The 17,076-nt window shown below is 62.9% G+C and carries 18 protein-coding genes; 5 read left to right on the plus strand and 13 right to left on the minus strand.

What is annotated here, in order from left to right; genetic code table 11:
- From B3D39_RS10685 to B3D39_RS10695, 3 genes are all read right to left on the minus strand, one after another.
- A partial coding sequence (locus B3D39_RS10685) for an ATP-binding protein (protein ID WP_286789673.1) occupies positions 1-317 on the minus strand: 317 nt, incomplete at its 3' end.
- A 2-nt stretch (positions 318-319) separates the two neighbouring features.
- The gene (locus tag B3D39_RS10690; RefSeq protein ID WP_078549583.1) at positions 320-1,669 is read right to left on the minus strand and encodes a cbb3-type cytochrome c oxidase subunit I; all 1,350 of its coding nucleotides are present in this window, start codon (positions 1,667-1,669) and stop codon (positions 320-322) included.
- Positions 1,670-1,681: 12 nt separating this feature from the next.
- Complete coding sequence (locus tag B3D39_RS10695; protein ID WP_274962011.1) at positions 1,682-2,134, minus strand: c-type cytochrome; 453 nt, start codon at positions 2,132-2,134, stop codon at positions 1,682-1,684.
- 125 nt (positions 2,135-2,259) lie between these two features.
- On the opposite strand from B3D39_RS10695, the gene B3D39_RS10700 reads away from it, so the two are divergent.
- The gene (locus tag B3D39_RS10700; RefSeq protein WP_274962010.1) at positions 2,260-2,532 is read left to right on the plus strand and encodes a DUF1858 domain-containing protein; all 273 of its coding nucleotides are present in this window, start codon (positions 2,260-2,262) and stop codon (positions 2,530-2,532) included.
- Here B3D39_RS10700 and B3D39_RS10705 read toward each other — a convergent pair.
- Complete coding sequence (locus B3D39_RS10705) at positions 2,468-3,175, minus strand: Crp/Fnr family transcriptional regulator (protein ID WP_274962009.1); 708 nt, start codon at positions 3,173-3,175, stop codon at positions 2,468-2,470. The two genes, B3D39_RS10700 and B3D39_RS10705, sit on opposite strands and share 65 nt — an antisense overlap.
- A gap of 210 nt (positions 3,176-3,385) precedes the next feature.
- Here B3D39_RS10705 and B3D39_RS10710 point away from each other — a divergent pair, with 210 nt between their 5' ends.
- From B3D39_RS10710 to B3D39_RS10720, 3 genes are read left to right on the plus strand one after another with little or no spacing between them, the layout of a single operon-like run.
- Positions 3,386-3,814 (plus strand): pseudoazurin, encoded by a 429-nt coding sequence (locus B3D39_RS10710; protein ID WP_274962008.1) that lies wholly within the window; start codon positions 3,386-3,388, stop codon positions 3,812-3,814.
- A 59-nt stretch (positions 3,815-3,873) separates the two neighbouring features.
- The gene (nirK, locus tag B3D39_RS10715) at positions 3,874-5,097 is read left to right on the plus strand and encodes a copper-containing nitrite reductase (RefSeq protein WP_274962007.1); all 1,224 of its coding nucleotides are present in this window, start codon (positions 3,874-3,876) and stop codon (positions 5,095-5,097) included.
- 16 nt (positions 5,098-5,113) lie between these two features.
- Positions 5,114-5,863: a formylglycine-generating enzyme family protein gene (locus B3D39_RS10720; protein WP_274962006.1), complete on the plus strand. Its 750-nt coding sequence runs from the start codon at positions 5,114-5,116 to the stop codon at positions 5,861-5,863.
- Between the two features lie 389 nt (positions 5,864-6,252).
- On the opposite strand, the gene gyrB is transcribed toward B3D39_RS10720, so the two are convergent.
- From gyrB to mutM, 9 genes are all read right to left on the minus strand, one after another.
- Complete coding sequence (gene gyrB / locus B3D39_RS10725) at positions 6,253-8,703, minus strand: DNA topoisomerase (ATP-hydrolyzing) subunit B (protein ID WP_078549568.1); 2,451 nt, start codon at positions 8,701-8,703, stop codon at positions 6,253-6,255.
- 81 nt (positions 8,704-8,784) lie between these two features.
- Entirely contained in the window at positions 8,785-9,405 is a 621-nt protein-coding gene (locus B3D39_RS10730; RefSeq protein WP_274962005.1) for a LysE family translocator, read from the minus strand.
- Positions 9,402-9,830, minus strand: coding sequence for a VOC family protein (locus tag B3D39_RS10735; protein ID WP_274962004.1), 429 nt, complete (start codon positions 9,828-9,830; stop codon positions 9,402-9,404). Before B3D39_RS10735 ends, B3D39_RS10730 begins: the two co-directional genes overlap by 4 nt.
- Positions 9,827-10,885: a DNA replication/repair protein RecF gene (gene recF / locus B3D39_RS10740; protein WP_274962003.1), complete on the minus strand. Its 1,059-nt coding sequence runs from the start codon at positions 10,883-10,885 to the stop codon at positions 9,827-9,829. The genes B3D39_RS10735 and recF overlap by 4 nt, the downstream gene beginning before the upstream one ends.
- Positions 10,886-10,937: 52 nt before the next feature.
- Positions 10,938-12,056, minus strand: coding sequence for a DNA polymerase III subunit beta (gene dnaN, locus B3D39_RS10745; RefSeq protein WP_078521612.1), 1,119 nt, complete (start codon positions 12,054-12,056; stop codon positions 10,938-10,940).
- 114 nt (positions 12,057-12,170) lie between these two features.
- Positions 12,171-13,562 carry a chromosomal replication initiator protein DnaA gene (gene dnaA, locus B3D39_RS10750; protein WP_078571315.1) on the minus strand — a complete coding sequence of 464 codons (1,392 nt, stop codon included), beginning with the start codon at positions 13,560-13,562 and terminating at the stop codon, positions 12,171-12,173.
- Positions 13,563-14,060: 498 nt separating this feature from the next.
- A complete protein-coding gene (rpsT, locus tag B3D39_RS10755) occupies positions 14,061-14,327 on the minus strand; it encodes a 30S ribosomal protein S20 (RefSeq protein ID WP_078521610.1) in 267 nt (88 codons plus the stop codon).
- 210 nt (positions 14,328-14,537) lie between these two features.
- Complete coding sequence (locus B3D39_RS10760) at positions 14,538-15,314, minus strand: enoyl-CoA hydratase (RefSeq protein ID WP_075776776.1); 777 nt, start codon at positions 15,312-15,314, stop codon at positions 14,538-14,540.
- Positions 15,315-15,400: 86 nt separating this feature from the next.
- Positions 15,401-16,246 carry a bifunctional DNA-formamidopyrimidine glycosylase/DNA-(apurinic or apyrimidinic site) lyase gene (gene mutM / locus B3D39_RS10765; protein ID WP_274962710.1) on the minus strand — a complete coding sequence of 282 codons (846 nt, stop codon included), beginning with the start codon at positions 16,244-16,246 and terminating at the stop codon, positions 15,401-15,403.
- 76 nt (positions 16,247-16,322) lie between these two features.
- Between mutM and ubiE the strand changes: the two genes are divergently transcribed.
- Complete coding sequence (gene ubiE / locus B3D39_RS10770; RefSeq protein ID WP_274962711.1) at positions 16,323-17,075, plus strand: bifunctional demethylmenaquinone methyltransferase/2-methoxy-6-polyprenyl-1,4-benzoquinol methylase UbiE; 753 nt, start codon at positions 16,323-16,325, stop codon at positions 17,073-17,075.
- Position 17,076: the final 1 nt, after the last annotated feature.

The following is a 17,076-nucleotide window of genomic DNA, read 5'->3' on the forward strand; positions in this document are numbered from 1 at the left end:
ACCACCTCGTCGAGATAGCAGATCGCCCCTTCGCGCACTGCGCGGGTGAGCGGTCCGTCGACCCATTCGGTCTCGCCGCCCTTCAGCAGGTAGCGCCCGATCAGGTCCGCCGCCGACAGGTCGTCATGGCAGGCGACGGTGTAGACCGGCTTGTTCAGCCGCGCCGCCATATGCTCGACGAAGCGGGTTTTGCCGCAGCCGGTCGGCCCCTTCAGAAGAAGGGGCAAACCGTTGGCATGGGCGCGCTCGAACAGGGCGCATTCGCGACCGGTGGGGTGGTAGTAGGGGATCTGTGCATTCGTCATGTCGAGAGACATCGTCATTCTCCTGCCACGGGGGTTGCGGGACCGGGTGCGATGACTTCACGCCGACGCACCACGACGAGGGAGTAGATGAACAGAAGCGCCCCGAGCACGACCGCCGCCCCTGCGCCGAAGCGCATCAGGTAGAAGATCGACAGGCTGTCTTGCACATCCATGTAGTAGTCGCCCACAACCCGCTGCATGTGGGTCTGGATCGTGCCTGCGAAGGTCAGCACGAAGGTCATGAAGGCCATGCCGCCGGTCATCAGCCAGAACGCACCCATGTTGAGCACTTGGTTGTAGGGATCGCGCCCGCGCAGCATCGGCATCGCATAGGTGAAGACGGCGAGGTTGAGCGCCACATAGGCCCCGTAGAAGGCGAGGTGCCCGTGCGCCGCGGTGATCTGCGTGCCGTGGGAGTAGAAGTTCACCCCGTGCAGCGTGTGCAGGAAGCCCCAGACGCCCGCGCCGAAGAAGGCCACGGTCGACGAGCCCAGCGACCACAGGAGTGCGGCCTTGTTGGGATGGTTCTTGCGGCCCTTCCAGACCATCACGAAGGCAAACGACATCATCAGGAAGAACGGGATCACCTCGAAGGTCGAGAAGATCGAGCCCACCCATTGCCAGTAGCCCGGCGTGCCGATCCAGTAGAAGTGGTGCCCGGTGCCGAGGATGCCGGAGAACAGCGCGGTCGCGACGATGACATAGAGCCATTTCTCGACCACCTCGCGGTCCACGCCGGTCAGCTTGAGCATCAGGAAGCCGAGGATCGCGGCCATCACCAGCTCCCAGGTCGCCTCTACCCAAAGGTGGACAACCATCCACCAATACATCTTGTCGAGCGACAGGTTGTCGGGGTTGATGAAGGCGAAGATCCACAGCAGGCACAGCAGCCAAAGACCCATCAGCAGCACATTGGTGATCGCGGTCTTGCGACCCGCCAGCACCGTTAGAGAGATGTTGATCAGGAAGATCACGGCGGCGACGAGAATGCCGAACTTCACCCATAGGGGCTGTTCGAGAAACTCGCGCCCGCCATGGATGCCGACGAGGTAGGAGCCGACCGCGCCCAGCGTCCCGATCATCAGGATCGCGAGTTGCAGATAGGCGAGCTTGACCGAGAAAATCTCGCGCTCGCTTTCCTCGGGCACGAGGAAATAGGCCGCGCCGAAGAAGCCCAGCAGCAGCCAGACGATCAGCGCATTGGTGTGAATCATCCGGATCACGTTGAAGGGCAGGATCTCGGAGAGCGTGTTGGGCGAGACATAGATCCAGCCGGCCAGAAGGCCGCCCAGAACCTGCACGCCGAACAGCAGCATCGCACAGTAGAAATAGGCTTTCGCCACGGATTGGGATTGGTATTTCATCGGTTTCTCTCCTCAGCCCGCATCATTGGGCGGCCAGCCCTGCGTGTCGGTTTGATCGGCCCAGCGGAGGAATTCCGCGAGCGCGCGCATGTCCTCTTCGTTGATGTCGAAATGCGGCATCTGGCGGCGGCCCTCGATGCCGGAGGGTTGCGCCGCGATCCAGGCGTCGAGCGTCTCGTAGGCGCCCTGCGGGTCGTCCGCGACACCCCAGCGGGTCATCACGTTGCCGACCTCGGGCGCGAAATAGGCGCCCTCGCCATGCAGGGTGTGGCAGTTGATGCAGGAATTGCGTTCCCACACGCCCTTGCCGCGCGCGACCTGTTCGGTCAGCGGGGCGGAGGCGGTGGAGTGGTTCACGATATAGAAGTGGCTCTGCGCGGTCAGTGCGATGAACACCAGCACGAAGAAAATGGATCCTCCGTAAAAGATGTTTCGCGCCCGCGACTTGGTCAGGATTTCAGCCATTTGGGCCTCCCTTGGGGGTCAGTCGATGGCCCGAGGGATAGCGGCGTTCGCAGTTGGGAAGTTTGCGCCAGCACAACGTTTGACTGGATTGCCGGGATTAGCTTGGTCGGCAGAGAGGTCCCGCCATGTCAAAAGCCAGCTGGAAAAACCCCGATGCCACGCTCGACGCGCTGATGCGCGACTGGCCTGCCACGATAGAGGTATTCATGCGTCACAAGATGCTCTGCGTGGGCTGCCTCGTGAACCCGTTCCACACGATCGACGATGCCTGCACCGAATATCGGCTCGATCTCGACGACTTCATCGCCGAGCTGGACGCGGCTATTGCGGCATCTATCGAGACGGCGGCGCCTCGCCCCGGCAAATCAGCACCAGACGGTGTGGATCGGTCACGGTGATCCGCTTGCGGCGGCTCGCGACCACACCCTGCTTTTCCCAAGCGCTCAATAGCCGCGAGACCGTGTGCAGCGTGGTCGCGGTCATCTCCGAGAGATCCTGCCGGGTGATCGGGAAGTCGATCTCGATCCCGGCCTCCACCTTCCGCCCGGTCTGATTGATCAGGCGCAGGAGCGAATTGGCCACCCGCTGCTCGACCTGCTGGGTCGCCATCTCGACGATGCGATTGTTCATCTCACCGATGCGCTGGCCGACGGTCTTGTAGGTCTCAGAGGCGAAGCCATCATATTGCGCCACGAACTGATCCCAGAGGCGCATCGGCCAGCCGAGCACGATCGCCTCCGAGGCGGTGACGGACGTCGCGGGATAGGTCGTGCGCCCAAGCGCCTGCGCGATCCCGAAGAGCTGCCCCGAGGGGATATGCAGCGCGATCACCTGCTCGCCCGTCGGCGTGATCCGCATCACCCGGATATAACCGTCGAGCAGCATGTAGAACCGCTCTGCCGGAGCGCCTTCCTCGAAGACCGCCACGCCCTCGTCGAAGCGGCGCACGCTGGCGAGGTCGAGAATCTCGCGGATCTGCCGCTTCTCCAGTCGGGAGAAAGGCGGCATCGGCATCAGCAGGCTCTCGTCGAGCCTGGGCATCGTCTTTCGGGGAGTAGGCGCGCTCATTCCTTCTCTAAACGCAGGCCTCGCGGCGCGTTCAATATCAAACATCACGCAGCCGCGAGCACGCCGTCAAAAATTCTCGCGACGTTGTGAGAAAGCGCCGAGAAGTTTGCGCCAGAACAAAAAGCCGCGGGCCGAACCTCGTTAGACAGGGGGCAATCCAAGGATCCACGAAAGGACGAAAAGATGATCCGCACCCTGATTTCCGCCCTCGCGATGACCGCCCTTCTGGGCGGGGCGGCGAGCGCCGAGACCCACGAGGTTCACATGCTCAACAAAGGCGAAAAGGGGATGATGGTCTTTGAGCCCGCCCTCGTGAAAGCCGCTCCCGGCGATACGATTCGCTTCATCCCGACCGACAAGGGGCACAACGCCGAAAGCATCGACGGGATGATCCCGGACGGGGCCGAGGGCTTCGCCGGCAAGGTCAACAAAGAGGTCGAAGTGACGCTCGACACCGAGGGGCTCTACGCCGTGCGCTGCAAACCGCATTACGCGATGGGTATGGTGATGGTGATCGCGGTGGGCGACGCAACCACCCCCGACAATTTCTTCGAAGGCCGCATGCCGAAGAAAGCCAAGGAACGCTTTGAAGAGGAATTGGGCGCGCTGTGAGCGTCCGCGGCAGGAAACGCGCGACATCTTCCTGCTACGTTTAACCAGTGGAGGCTAAAATGCCGAAATATGTCAATCCAGCTCTCGTGAAAACCAACCGCCGCAACGTGCTGCGAGGCTCTCTTCTGGCAGGCGCCGCGGCGATGACCGCTGGCGCCGGGATGGCCGGAACCGCGTCGAAGCGTATGGCGCCCCATGTCGCGCCGCGCCCTGCCGCGCCGAAATTCATCCTTGCCGAGGCCGAGGCTCAGGTGGCCGCGCCCAAAGTGGACCTTTCGGGCTATACCCGCGTCCAGCAAGAGCTTGTCGCACCGCCCTTCGCGCCCAAACATGAGCAGGTCGCGACCGGTGGTCCGAAAATCGTCGAGATCCGGATGGAGACCCGCGAGGTCCTTCTGACGGTGGACGAGGATACCGGCGCGAGCATCTGGGCGCTGACCTATAACGGCTCGGTTCCCGGCCCGCTGATCATCGTGCATCAGGATGACTATGTCGAACTGACCCTGAGCAACCCCGCCGCTTCGCAGATGGAGCACAATATCGACTTCCACGCCTCCTCGGGCGCTCTGGGCGGCGGTGGCCTGACCCACGTTTATCCCGGCGAGGAAACGGTGCTGCGCTTCAAGGCGACGCGGCCGGGCGTGTTCACCTATCACTGCGCGCCGGGTGGGGCGATGATCCCCTACCACGTCACCCACGGCATGAACGGCACGCTGATGGTGCTGCCGCGCGACGGGCTCAAGGATGCCGAGGGCAACCCGCTGCGCTACGACACGATCGCCTATATCGGCGAGCAGGACTTCTACCTGCCGATGGACGAGAACGGCGATTACAAGACTTACGAGGTCGCCGGTGAGGACTTCGCCGACAGCGTCGAGGCGATGCGCACGCTCACGCCGACCCACTCGGTCTTCAACGGTTCGGTCGGGGCGCTGACGGGTGAGAACGCCTTCAAGGCCAAGGTCGGCGACACGGTTCTGATGGTCCACAATCAGGCCAACCGCGACAGCCGTCCGCACCTGATCGGCGGTCATGGCGACCATGTCTGGGAGAACGGCAAATTCGCCAATCCCCCGCAGAAGGATCAGGAGACCTGGTTCATCCGCGGCGGCAGCGCGGGGGCCGCGATGTATACCTTCCTGCAGCCGGGCGTCTACGCCTACGTCAACCACAACCTGATCGAGGCGGCCCTGCTGGGTGCCACGGCCCACTTCGTGGTCGACGGTGCATGGGACAATGCTCTGATGGAGCAGGTGACGCCGCCCCATGTGGTTGAAACCTGAGCCAAGGAGACCGGAGATGATCGCCAAACTCGCTTTCCTCGCGCCCCGTCTTTCCCTTCGGAAGGTGCTTGCGGCGGGGGCGGCGATCATCGCCCTCGGGGCCGCGTGGGGTTTCCTGCGCGGCCCCGATCTCGATTACGTGCCGCAGATGGCCGAGCGGGTGGTGACGCTGCCCGACGGCCATGCGATTTACGTTCAGAAATACGAAGTGACGGTCGCGGAGTGGAATCGTTGCCACGCGGACGGCGCCTGCGAGCTCGCCTTACGCGCTCCGCCCGGCAGCGAGACGGCGACGATGCCGGCCACCGGGCTGAGCCATGTCGATGTCGAGCAGTATCTCGGCTGGATCAATCGTAAGGCGCGCCACGACTTCCGGCTGCCGACGATTGCCGAATGGCAGTTCATGGCCAAGGACGTGCTACCGGAAAAGGAAGATCCGATCTTCACCGATCCCGACCTGACATGGGCGTCGACCTACCTGACCACCGGCCTCGCGCCGCGCAAGCTCTCGCCGCGGGGCAGCTTCTCGACCAGCGCCGAGGGGATCGTCGATCTCGACGGCTCGGTCTGGGAATGGACGCAGGATTGTTATGGCGGGGAGGGCGGCGGCCCCATCGACCCGAAGAAATGCGCGGCCTTCTTCGCAGGCGGCGAGCATGTCGCAGCGATCCCGTTTCTGGTGCGAGATCCCGCGCGCGGCGGCTGCGCGGTCGGAAGCCCGCCCGCGCATCTCGGCCTGCGTCTGGTCAGTGAAACCCGGATATGATGAGAACGGACGGTCGTTCTGCGGAGCCAGGCCGAATGGCCGTTCCCAATTGGCCAAAGTCGACACACTCTCTCCAGTCAACCTCGCATGCCTGGACCTTGGGCCCTCGCGCAGCGAACGTCCGCTTCCCGCCCATTGTCGCGCCGAGATTAATAACTGCCGATCGAATCTCTTACAGAGTAAGCGCCAAACAGAGTGTCCTCCCAGGGTGAAGCCAACCTGTTGCTCAGGAACCGAAACTGGGCCTGAAACCCTTCAAAAGAGACTGATCAGAAGCCGAGAATCTCTCGTGCCGGCCTTGTAGGCCGAAACGCCAGAAACGAAGCCTAATGGGCGTTTCGCGAAAACTTATGGGCAGCGCGAAGCATTATGCGCTGCCCTACAGAGCCTCAGAAGTCGAGGTTTTCCACCGTGAGGGCGTTTTGCTGGATGAACTCGCGGCGCGGTTCGACGACGTCGCCCATCAGCTTCGAGAAGATATCCTCGGCCTCGGCCACGTCTTCGATGCGGACCTGCAAGAGCGTGCGCGCGGACGGATCGAGCGTGGTTTCCCAAAGCTGCTCGGGGTTCATTTCGCCCAGACCCTTGTAGCGCTGCAGGCTCAGGCCCTTTTCGCCCTCCTTGAGGATTGCGTCGAGCAGTTCCAGCGGGCCGTGAATGAGGATTTCACGCTCTTTGCGCACCAGTTTCGCCGGGCGGTCATAGACCTCCTTGAGCTGGTCCGTCTGGCTGCCCAGACGCCGCGCCTCGCCCGAGCGCAGCACCGCGCCGTCGAGCGTGCGGACCTCTTCCACGCCGCGCAGCACGCGGGCGAGGCGGATGCCGTGATCCTGCGTCGGGCGGCCCTGCCAGCCGCGCTCGTATTCCAGCGCGACGAGGTCGAGACGCTCGGCCACCGAGTTCGCGACGCCCTGCGCATCGCCGTCGATCTTGCCCGGCACCATTGCGCCCGCGATCGCCGCCTGCTCGAGGATGTGATGCGGGTAATGGGTCGGGAAAGTCGCGAGGATGCGCTTGATCAGGCGCGCCTCTTCGACGACGCGCTTGAGATCCTGACCGGAGATTTCTTCGCCGGTGTTGAGCCGCAGAATGGCCCCCTCGACGCCCATGTCGATCAGGTAATCCTCCAGCGCGGTCTGGTCCTTCAGATAGACCTCGGACTTGCCGCGCGCGACTTTGTAGAGCGGCGGCTGCGCGATGTAGAGATAGCCGTGCTCGATGATCTCGGGCATCTGGCGGAAGAAGAAGGTCAGCAGAAGCGTCCGGATGTGCGCACCGTCGACATCCGCATCGGTCATGATGACGATCTTGTGGTAGCGCAGTTTGTCGATGTTGAACTCGTCGCGGCCGATCCCGGTGCCGAGCGCGGTGATCAGCGTGCCGATCTGATCCGAGCCGAGCATCCGGTCGAAGCGCGCGCGCTCGACGTTGAGGATCTTACCGCGCAGCGGCAGCACCGCCTGGTTTTTACGCTCGCGGCCCTGCTTGGCCGAACCGCCTGCGGAGTCACCCTCGACGAGGAAGACTTCCGACAGCGACGGGTCTTTTTCCTGACAGTCGGCGAGCTTGCCGGGCAGGGAGGCCACATCCATCACCGTCTTGCGGCGCGTGAGTTCGCGCGCCTTGCGGGCAGCCTCACGCGCCAGTGCAGCCTCGATGATCTTGCCGACGATCTGCTTGGCCTCGTTCGGGTTTTCCTCGAACCATTCGGCGAGCTTCTCGTTCACGAGGTTCTCGACCGCCGGGCGGACCTCGGAGGAGACCAGCTTATCCTTGGTCTGGCTGGAGAATTTCGGATCGGGCACTTTCACCGAGAGCACGCAGGTCAGGCCTTCGCGCGCGTCGTCACCGGTGAAATCGACCTTCTCGCGCTTGGCGATACCGCTTTCCTGCGCGTATTTGGTGATCGTGCGGGTCAGCGCGCCGCGCAGGCCCGCCATATGGGTGCCGCCGTCACGCTGCGGGATGTTGTTGGTGAAGGGCAGCACCGTCTCATGGTAGCTGTCATTCCACCACATCGCGCATTCGACACCGATGCCGCGGACCTCGCCGACCATGTAGATCGGATCCTCCATCACGGCGTTTTTCGAGCGATCCAGATATTTCACAAATTCCCGAACGCCGCCTTCGTAGTGCAGTTCGGTCTTGATCGGCTCGGCAGGACGCTCGTCTTCGATGATGATGCGGACGCCTGAGTTCAGGAAGGCCAGTTCGCGCAGACGCTTTTCCAGCGTGGCGAAGACGAACTCACGGTTCGAGAAGGTACCTTCGGGATCGTCTTCCTTGCTCGACGCGAGGAAACGCACCTCGGTGCCGCTCTCGTTGGGGGCGTCGCCCACGACATGGACATGCTCGACGCATTCGCCATGCTCGAAGCGCGCCTTGTGGATCTTGCCGTCACGCCAGACCGTCAGTTCCAGCCAGTCGGAGAGCGCGTTCACCACCGAGACGCCCACGCCGTGCAGACCGCCCGACACCTTGTAGGCGTTGCCGTCATCGTCGGTGTTGTTGAACTTCCCGCCGGCGTGCAGCTGGGTCATGATGACCTCGGCCGCGGAGACGCCTTCCTCTGCGTGGATATCGACCGGAATCCCGCGGCCGTTATCGCGCACGGAGACCGAAGAATCCGCGTGAATTTTCACGGCGACGTAGTCCGCGTGACCGGCCAAGGCCTCGTCGATCCCGTTATCAACGACCTCATAGACCATGTGGTGCAGGCCCGAGCCGTCATCGGTATCGCCGATATACATGCCGGGCCGTTTTCTCACGGCTTCCAAGCCTTTGAGAACCTTGATGGAATCGGCTCCGTATGCGTTCTTCTTCGGGGTGTCGTCGGTCATGCCTGCCCGTCCTTTATCTGTTGCCGGTTTTATATCGGCTGGGCAGAGGAATGTCACGTGTCAGACACAAGATTTAGGGGGTCACGTCACGGCGATAAGAAGGCCTACAAGGATCATCAGCCCGCCCGCGATCCGGTTGAGCTTTGCCAGCTTGCCGCGGCTTTGCACGAAGTTGCGGATGCGGTCGACGAAGGCGGCGAGGATCAGGTTGCCGGTCAGCGGTACGATGGCCGAAATCAGGCTGACGAGGGCGATGTCGATCCAGGTCATCGTGGCGATCGGGAAGAAGCCCGGCAGGATGCCCATGTAGAACAGGATCGCCTTGGGATTGCCGATGATCACGATGAGCCCGGCGACGAAGCCCGCCCACATGCCGGGGCGCGTCAGGCGGCTGTCGGAGCTGATCTGATGGTCGGCATGGCGGATCAGGAGCGCGCCCATCCCGACGAACATCGCCACCGCCACCCAACGCAGCGCATCCAGAAACCAACTGAATTCGCCCACCAGCCAAGATACCCCGAGAATGGCGAGCGCCGGCCAGATCATGTCGCCAACGGTGACCCCGAATGCGAGCGGCCATGCGGCGGCAAACCCGCCCGACATGGCGCGGGCGAGAAGGGCGAGCCAGACCGGCCCGGGGGTGAGGAAGAGAACCAGAAGCGCGCCGGAATAGAGTGCGATCTGCGAGAGCGTGAGGGTCATGGCAGGGTGAGGCTTCCGTCGTCGGCCAGCGGCCAGAAAGGATTATGGGCAAGTTCCCAGACATGGTGGTCGGGATCGGCGTAATAGCCCGCATAGCCACCCCAGAAGGTCTTCTCGGGGGCTTTCAGTTCGGATGCGCCCGCTTCGAGCGCGGCAGCGAAGGCGGCATCCACCTCTTCAGGACTGTCGAAGTTCTGCGCCAGCGTCATCGCCCCGGTCCCCAGCCTTGCGCGGGGGCGGCCCTGATCGGCGGCCAGCGCGGGCAGAGAGAACAGGCTCAGCGCCATCCCGTGGAGCTGGTAGAAGGCGACGTCGTTCTGCTCGGCTTGGGGTTGCCATCCGAGGGCTCCGTAGAAGGCCTTGGACTGGTCGAGATCGGCCACGCCCAGCGTGATCAGCGTCACCCGTTGCTGCGGATAGCTCATGGCGTTGCCTCCCTCACTTCGGAGCCCTGCGGCCCCTCGACCACTTCAAGATATTGCCCGCGGTCCCCGAGCGCCTCGAACAGTTCCGCGCCGGTCCCGGTCATCATCACCTGTGCGCCCATCGCGCAGATTTCGTCATAAAGCGCCGCGCGCCGGCCGGAGTCCAGATGGGCCGCAACCTCGTCGAGCAGAAGCACCACATCCTCGCCCGCAAGTGCCCGCGCATTGGCGAGGATCAGCGAGATCAGAAGCGCCTTCTGCTCGCCGGTGGAGCATTGCGCGGCGGGGGCGTCCTTCTCGACGTAAGTGGCCAGCAGATCGGCACGGTGCGGTCCCTCCAGCGTGCGGCCCGCCGACATGTCGCGGGGGCGATTTGCGTCGAGCGCTGCGGCCAGATCCTCGGGGCCCTCATTCTCGAGGACCAGATGCGCCGCGGGAAATGCCGTCGCCGCATCGGCCTGCGCCTGCATGATCCGCGTCAGGGCCTCGGCCCGGTTCGCCCGGATCGCAGCGCCTGCCTCGGCCATCTGCGCCTCCAGCGCGTGATACCAGTTCGGGTCGCGCACCATGTCTTTCAGCAAGCGGTTACGCTCGCGCATCGCCTTTTCATGCGCCAGCGTCACCTCGGCATGGGCGGGGGTGAAGCTCATCACCATCCGGTCGAGAAACCGCCTGCGCCCTTCAGCCCCTTCGATCCAGAGCCGGTCCATCGAGGGCACTAGCCAGAGCACCCGCAGGATCTGCGCCAGTGCGACCTGCGGCGCCGCCTTGCCGTCGATCTCGACCCGGCGCGACTCGCCGGGCAGGGCGGAGGTTTCAATCTCATGCGTATCCGTGACGGCGCGCAGCTTCCAACCCACGGCCTCGGCGCGGCGCATCAACTCGTCGGCCTGCGCCCTGCGCAACCCGCGCCCGGGCGAGAGCAGAGACACGGCCTCGAGGATATTCGTCTTGCCTGCGCCGTTCGGCCCGTAGATCGCCACGGGCCGCTCGTCGAAAGCGATTTCGGCACGACGATGCGAGCGGAACTGCAATATCTTCAGCTCACGCAGCATCGCGCCTCTTCGTGTTGGTCAAAATATCCCCGCCGGAGGCTCCCGGCAGATGTCACACGCGCATCGGCATGACCACATAGACCGCCGAGGTGTCGCCACCTTCGCGCATCAGGGTCGGATCGCCCGAGGAGTTGAACAGGAAGACGGCATTCTCGCGATCGACCTGGCTCGCGATTTCGAGCAGGTATTTCGCGTTGAAACCGATCTCCAGCGGCTCGTCGGCATAGGCCACGACCAGCTCTTCTTCCGCAGCACCGGCATCGGGCGCGTTGACCGACAGCACCAGCTTGTCGGCTTCCAGCGCCAGTTTCACCGCGCGCGAACGCTCCGACGAGACGGTCGCCACACGGTCCACCGCTTTCGCGAATTCGGAGGCGTCGACTTCCAACTGGCGGGTGTTCCCGGTCGGGATGACGCGGGTGTAATCGGGGAAGGTGCCGTCGATGACCTTCGAGGTCAGCGTGATCACCGGGGTCGCGAAACGGACCTTGGTTTCCGACACGGAGACCGCGATTTCCTGATCGTCATCTTCCAGAAGCTTGCGCAGCTCGTTCACCGTCTTGCGCGGCACGATCACGCCTGGCATGCCCGAGGCGCCTTCCGGCAGGCCGGAATCGATGCGCGCCAGACGGTGACCGTCTGTCGCGACGCAGCGCAGCACCTGACCGTCTTCGCCGGTCGCGATATGCATATAGACGCCGTTGAGGTAATAGCGGGTCTCTTCGGTCGAGATCGCAAATTTCGACTTGTCGAACAGGCGCTTGAGCACCCCGGCCTTGGCCGTGAAATTCGCGGTGTATTCCGAGGAGGCCATCACCGGGAAGTCTTCCTTCGGCAGCGTGGCGAGGTTGAAGCTCGACCGGCCGGCCTGCACGTTCAGACGCCCGGCGGCCGGATCATCCGAGATCGAGACCAGCGCGCCATCGGGCAGTTTGCGCACGATTTCATGCAGCATGACCGCCGAGACGGTCGTGGCTCCGGCCTGTTCGACCTGTGCGGGCGCCTTGTCGACCACCTCGATATCAAGGTCGGTCGCGCGGAACTGGACGGTGTCGCCTTCGGCTTCGATCAGGACGTTTGCAAGGATCGGGATCGTGTTGCGGCGTTCCACAACGGATTGCGCTTGCGAGACGGCCTTGAGCAGAGCGGCGCGTTCGATGCTGAATTTCATGTCGATCCCTCACGACTTTCCGGGGCTGGCAAGGTAGCACCTCGCGCCGCCGGCACAACGGTTTTCGCAGACCTTCGGCCGCTTTGCCCGGAGCGTCAAGCCCGGCGGGCCAGATCAGCTTTCAAGGAGGCGGCGGAGCAACTCGATATCCTCGGCGAGCTGCGAATCCGTGCCGCGCAGCTCTTCGATCTTGCGGATGCCATGCATGATCGTGGTGTGATCGCGGCCCCCGAAGCGGCGCCCGATATCGGGCAGCGAACGGGTGGTCAGCGATTTCGCGAGGAACATCGCCACCTGACGCGGCCGTGCGATGGCACGCAGGCGTTTGGGGCCCACGAGATCCGAGAGGCGGACGTTGTAATGTTCCGCGACCTTGCGCTGGATTTCCTCGACGGTGACCTTGCGCTCGGATTGGCGGAGCTGGTCCTTGAGGCATTCCTGCGCCAGATCCATCGTGATTTCGCGCCCGATCAGCGAGCCATAGGCAAACAGACGGGTCAGCGCGCCTTCGAGGATACGCACGTTCGACGTGATCCGGTGCGCCACGAACTCCAGAACGCCGGGGGCGATCTTCAGATCGGGATACTCGCTCTTATAGGCTTCGGTCTTGGTCTGCAGAATGCCAAGGCGCAGTTCGTAATCGGTCGGGTGCAGGTCGACGACGAGGCCGCAGGACAGGCGCGACTTGATGCGCTCTTCGAGGTCCTTGATCTCACCGGGCGCACGATCCGCCGAAATGACGATCTGTTTGCCCTGATCGACCAGCGCGTTGAACGTGTGGAAGAACTCTTCCTGCGTGGAATCCTTGCCGGCGATGAACTGCACGTCATCGACCATGAGAACGTCGATCGAGCGGAACATCTCCTTAAAGTCCATGATCTGCTTTTCGCGCAGCGCCTGCACGAAGCGATACATGAACTGCTCGGCCGAGAGGTAGAGCACGCGCAGATCGGGGCGCTGATGCTGCAGGTCATGCGCGATGGCGTGCATGAGGTGCGTCTTACCAAGGCCGACGCCACCATAGAGGAACAGCGGGTTGAAGGTGACGGGGCCGCCTTCGGCGACGCGCTTGGCGGCGGCATGGGCCAGCTCGTTCGGTTTGCCGACGACGAAGCTGTCGAAGGTGAAACGCGAATCCAGCGGCGCGCCGGGAAGCGGCTCGTCGGGGCGCGGGGTCTTGCGCGGCTTGACGGCAGGAGCGGCCGGGGCAGGGGCCGGAACCGTCGGGCGCGTGGCGCCATTCGCAGAGCCGTTCATGGGGCGGCGCGACGGGACCGAGATATTGACGCGCTCGGCGGAGACGCCCGCCCGGCGCAATTCGCTCAGGATCGGTTCCGCGAAGTTGCGCGAGACCCAGTCGCACATGAATTTCGTCGGTGCTTGGAACGAGGCGATGCCGTCCTCGAGGTCGATCAGCTCAAGCGGAGCGATCCAGGTCGTGTAGTTGTTTTGCCCAACAGCTTTTTGAAGCTCATTGCAGACCTGCCCCCAAGTGTCGTCCGTCATTTTTCCGCCCATCGCCAAACACAAATCAGGTGCGTCTTCGTCCCTTGGCTTTGCGGTGAGTCCGGCTGGCAGGCCAAACTCGAATACAAACAGACACGACCTACCTGCCGGGGCTAAAACCCGGTGTCAGGCAGAGTTGCCGAAAGTGAGGGGTTATACCCCCTCGAGAATCGGAATCGCATTTCGCTGGTCGCCGCCAGGCTTTTTCATTTGTCGTGGCAGACTTATTTGCCCTCGACGGCCAGATAAATGCGTCATGTCCCCCAAGGCGACGTGAATCGCAGGTAGAAGCTAGCAAGCTGGTGAGCCCGCAGGCAACCGACCTTTGCGCTTGACGTGAGATTCCCCGAAACGAATCTGAGGGGGCTGCGCAAAACTGCAACAGTTTCGTATCAAGTCGTTGATTGTCCAAGAAAAAACGCGCCGGCCAGATAGGCAGACGCGTTTTTAGTAAGGAATCCAGCGTATTCCCGAGCCAGTTCGCTCCGGAAGTGCAGATCAGGCTTTGAGGGCCTTCACGCGCGAAGCGAGGCGCGAGACTTTGCGCGATGCGGTGTTCTTGTGCAGCACGCCTTTGGTGACGCCGCGAGCCAGTTCAGGCTGAGCCGCGCGCAGAGCGTTGGTTGCCGCTTCGTAGTCGCCCGAAGTGATGGCTTCTTCGACTTTGCGGATGAAGGTACGGATGCGCGAGCGACGTGCTTTGTTGACGTCTTGGCGGCGCTCGTTCTGACGGGCGCGTTTCTTGGACTGGGGCGTGTTAGCCATGTGTATCTTCCCACTTTCCGGGTCTGTTCAAATCTTTCAATCGCACGACAGACCCCGGGCTCCAGCGAACCTAGATGATTCTAGCCTAAGCGGGCTCCACGCGCATGTGAGGCGGCCTGATAAGCCAAAATGCGTGAAAGGGAAAGGGGGATAATGAAAAGCGGGGCCGAAGCCCCGCCATCTAGTGTCGCGTTGGTGGCCCGAAAGGGCTCACTTGTCGCGGAATTGCGGCTCGCGCTTTTCGAGGAAGGCGGCCATGCCCTCCTTCTGGTCGTCGGTCGCAAACAGCCCGTGGAACAGACGACGCTCGAACAGGATGCCCTCGTTCATCGTCGTCTCGTAGGAGCGGTTCACCGCTTCTTTCGCCGCGCGGGTCGCGAGCATCGACTTCTCGGCGATCTTCTGCGCCGCAGCCATCGTCTCCGGGATCAGCTTGGCGTTCGGGACGACCCGGCTGACGAGCCCCGACCGTTCGGCCTCGCCCGCATCCATGAAGCGGCCCGTGAGATGCATGTCCATCGCTTTGGACTTGCCCACGAAGCGCGTCAGGCGCTGGGTGCCGCCGATCCCGGCAATCACGCCGAGATTGATCTCGGGCTGGCCGAACTTGGCGTTCTCCGCGCAGATGATGAAATCGCACATCATTGCCAGTTCGCAACCGCCGCCGAGCGCGTAGCCCGCCACCGCAGCGATGATCGGTTTGCGGATGCGGTTGATGGCATCCGCTTCCTTGCCGAAGAAGTCGCTCGTGAACATGTCCACGAAGCTCTTTTCCGACATTTCCTTGATGTCTGCGCCAGCCGCGAAGGCCTTTTCCGAACCGGTGATGACGATGCAACGCACCTTGTCATTCTCTTCCGCCGATTTCAGCGCCTCGGCCAGTTCCCCCAGCAATTGGGAGTTCAGGGCGTTCAGTGCGTCGGGGCGGTTGAGCCGGATCAGGGCAACGTAATCCTCGATCTCGACGATCAGGGTCTGGTAGGCCATTCGGTCTTGCCTTTCCTTGTCTCTGAACGGGACTCCTAGCAGAGCATCAAATCAGATCAAGCGTCTTATGAGGCTGGAGCGCTGCGTCATTTCTGGCAAGACGGGCAGAAAAAGGTCGAACGTCCCGACTGAACGATGCGCCGGATCGGGGTGGCGCAGGTGGTGCAGGGCGTGTCCTCGCGGTCGTAGACATGGAAGCTGTGCTGGAAGTATCCCAGTTCCCCATCCGCCTGACGATGGTCGCGCAGGGACGAGCCGCCGGCCGAGATCGCGTCGGTCAGCACCTCGCGGATAATCGGCACGAGCGAGGCGAGCCGTAGGTTCGAGATCCGCTTCGCCTGACGGCGCGGATCGATACCTGCCCGATGCAGCACTTCGCAGACATAGATGTTGCCCAGACCCGCCACGACATGCTGATCGAGCAGCGCGGATTTGATCGGGGTCGCGCGGCGTTTGAGCGCCTCGACCAGATAGTCTTCGTGGAAGTCGTTGCCGAAGGGCTCTGGGCCCAGCCCCGCCAGCAGCCAATGGGCCTGCTCACGCTCGGTCAGCACCAGATCCATCGCTCCGAACCGGCGCGCATCGTTGAAGGTCACGCGCCCGCCGCCGGACATGTGCAAAACAACGTGATCGTGCTTGGCGGGCGCCGGATGATCGAGGTGAAATTCGCCGAGCGTCACGCCCGACACCAGCATCCGCCCGGACATCCCCAGATGGATCAGCAGGCTCTCCCCGCTGTCGAGATCGGCGAGGATGTATTTCGACCGTCGCCGCAGACGGTCGATGCGGGCACCTTGCAGCCGCTCCGCCATCCGCTCGGGCAGGGGCCAGCGCAGGTCGGGCCGATTGACTTCGGCGCGCTCGATCCGATGGCCTTCCATGGCCGGGACCAACCCGCGACGAACCGTCTCGACCTCGGGCAATTCGGGCATTGTTCCTCCTCATCGCATTGTCTTGGGGCAAAGGGCCCCTATAAGAAGGGGGTGAAATGAGGAACGGCAAGGGCCCATGAGCGCAGAGCAATCAAAGACCACGCATTTCGGTTTTCAGACCGTGGACGAAGATGCCAAGGCAGGCATGGTTCACGGCGTGTTTTCGCGAGTGGCATCGAAATACGACATCATGAACGACCTGATGAGCATGGGCATCCACCGCGTCTGGAAAGATGCGATGATGGATTGGCTCGCGCCGCGACCGGGTCAGAAGCTGCTCGATGTGGCGGGCGGCACGGGCGATGTATCCTTCCGCTTCCTCAAGCGCGCAGGCTCGGGCCACGCCACGGTCTGCGATATGACCGAATCGATGCTGGTCGAAGGCCGCAAGCGCGCCGAGGCCGAAAGCATGGCCGACAGTCTCGACTGGGTCGTTGGCGATGCGATGGCGCTGCCCTTCGCGGATAACTCCTTCGACGTCTACACGATCTCTTTCGGCATCCGGAACGTGACGCGCATTCCTGATGCGCTCAAGGAAGCCTACCGGGTTCTCAAGCCCGGCGGGCGGATCATGGTGCTCGAATTCAGCCAGATTCCGAACGAGATGATGCAGAAGGCCTATGATCTCTATTCCTTCAACGTGATCCCGAAGATGGGCGAGATCGTCGCGAATGACCGCGACAGCTATCAGTATCTGGTGGAATCGATCCGCAAATTCCCGACGCAGGAGGCATTCGCGCAGATGATCCGCGAGGCCGGGTTCGAGAATGTCTCCTACCGGAACCTCTCGATGGGGATCGCGGCGCTGCATTCGGGCTGGAAACTTTAAC

The organism is Thioclava sp. UBA3469, from assembly GCF_002378135.1.
GTDB classification, from domain to species: Bacteria; Pseudomonadota; Alphaproteobacteria; order Rhodobacterales; family Rhodobacteraceae; genus Thioclava; species Thioclava sediminum.

Excerpts from the sequence above, each read along its gene's own strand:
- B3D39_RS10710 (WP_274962008.1), top strand. The coding sequence starts at position 3,386 with ATGATCCGCACCCTGATTTCCGCCCTCGCGATGACCGCCCTTCTGGGC.
- B3D39_RS10760 (WP_075776776.1), bottom strand. The coding sequence starts at position 15,314 with ATGGCCTACCAGACCCTGATCGTCGAGATCGAGGATTACGTTGCCCTG.
- nirK (WP_274962007.1), top strand. The coding sequence starts at position 3,874 with ATGCCGAAATATGTCAATCCAGCTCTCGTGAAAACCAACCGCCGCAAC.
- gyrB (WP_078549568.1), bottom strand. The coding sequence starts at position 8,703 with ATGACCGACGACACCCCGAAGAAGAACGCATACGGAGCCGATTCCATC.
- dnaN (WP_078521612.1), bottom strand. The coding sequence starts at position 12,056 with ATGAAATTCAGCATCGAACGCGCCGCTCTGCTCAAGGCCGTCTCGCAA.
- B3D39_RS10690 (WP_078549583.1), bottom strand. The coding sequence starts at position 1,669 with ATGAAATACCAATCCCAATCCGTGGCGAAAGCCTATTTCTACTGTGCG.
- recF (WP_274962003.1), bottom strand. The coding sequence starts at position 10,885 with ATGCTGCGTGAGCTGAAGATATTGCAGTTCCGCTCGCATCGTCGTGCC.
- B3D39_RS10700 (WP_274962010.1), top strand. The coding sequence starts at position 2,260 with ATGTCAAAAGCCAGCTGGAAAAACCCCGATGCCACGCTCGACGCGCTG.
- B3D39_RS10705 (WP_274962009.1), bottom strand. The coding sequence starts at position 3,175 with ATGCCCAGGCTCGACGAGAGCCTGCTGATGCCGATGCCGCCTTTCTCC.
- dnaA (WP_078571315.1), bottom strand. The coding sequence starts at position 13,562 with ATGACGGACGACACTTGGGGGCAGGTCTGCAATGAGCTTCAAAAAGCT.
- rpsT (WP_078521610.1), bottom strand. The coding sequence starts at position 14,327 with ATGGCTAACACGCCCCAGTCCAAGAAACGCGCCCGTCAGAACGAGCGC.
- ubiE (WP_274962711.1), top strand. The coding sequence starts at position 16,323 with ATGAGCGCAGAGCAATCAAAGACCACGCATTTCGGTTTTCAGACCGTG.
- B3D39_RS10735 (WP_274962004.1), bottom strand. The coding sequence starts at position 9,830 with ATGAGCTATCCGCAGCAACGGGTGACGCTGATCACGCTGGGCGTGGCC.
- mutM (WP_274962710.1), bottom strand. The coding sequence starts at position 16,246 with ATGCCCGAATTGCCCGAGGTCGAGACGGTTCGTCGCGGGTTGGTCCCG.
- B3D39_RS10720 (WP_274962006.1), top strand. The coding sequence starts at position 5,114 with ATGATCGCCAAACTCGCTTTCCTCGCGCCCCGTCTTTCCCTTCGGAAG.
- B3D39_RS10695 (WP_274962011.1), bottom strand. The coding sequence starts at position 2,134 with ATGGCTGAAATCCTGACCAAGTCGCGGGCGCGAAACATCTTTTACGGA.
- B3D39_RS10730 (WP_274962005.1), bottom strand. The coding sequence starts at position 9,405 with ATGACCCTCACGCTCTCGCAGATCGCACTCTATTCCGGCGCGCTTCTG.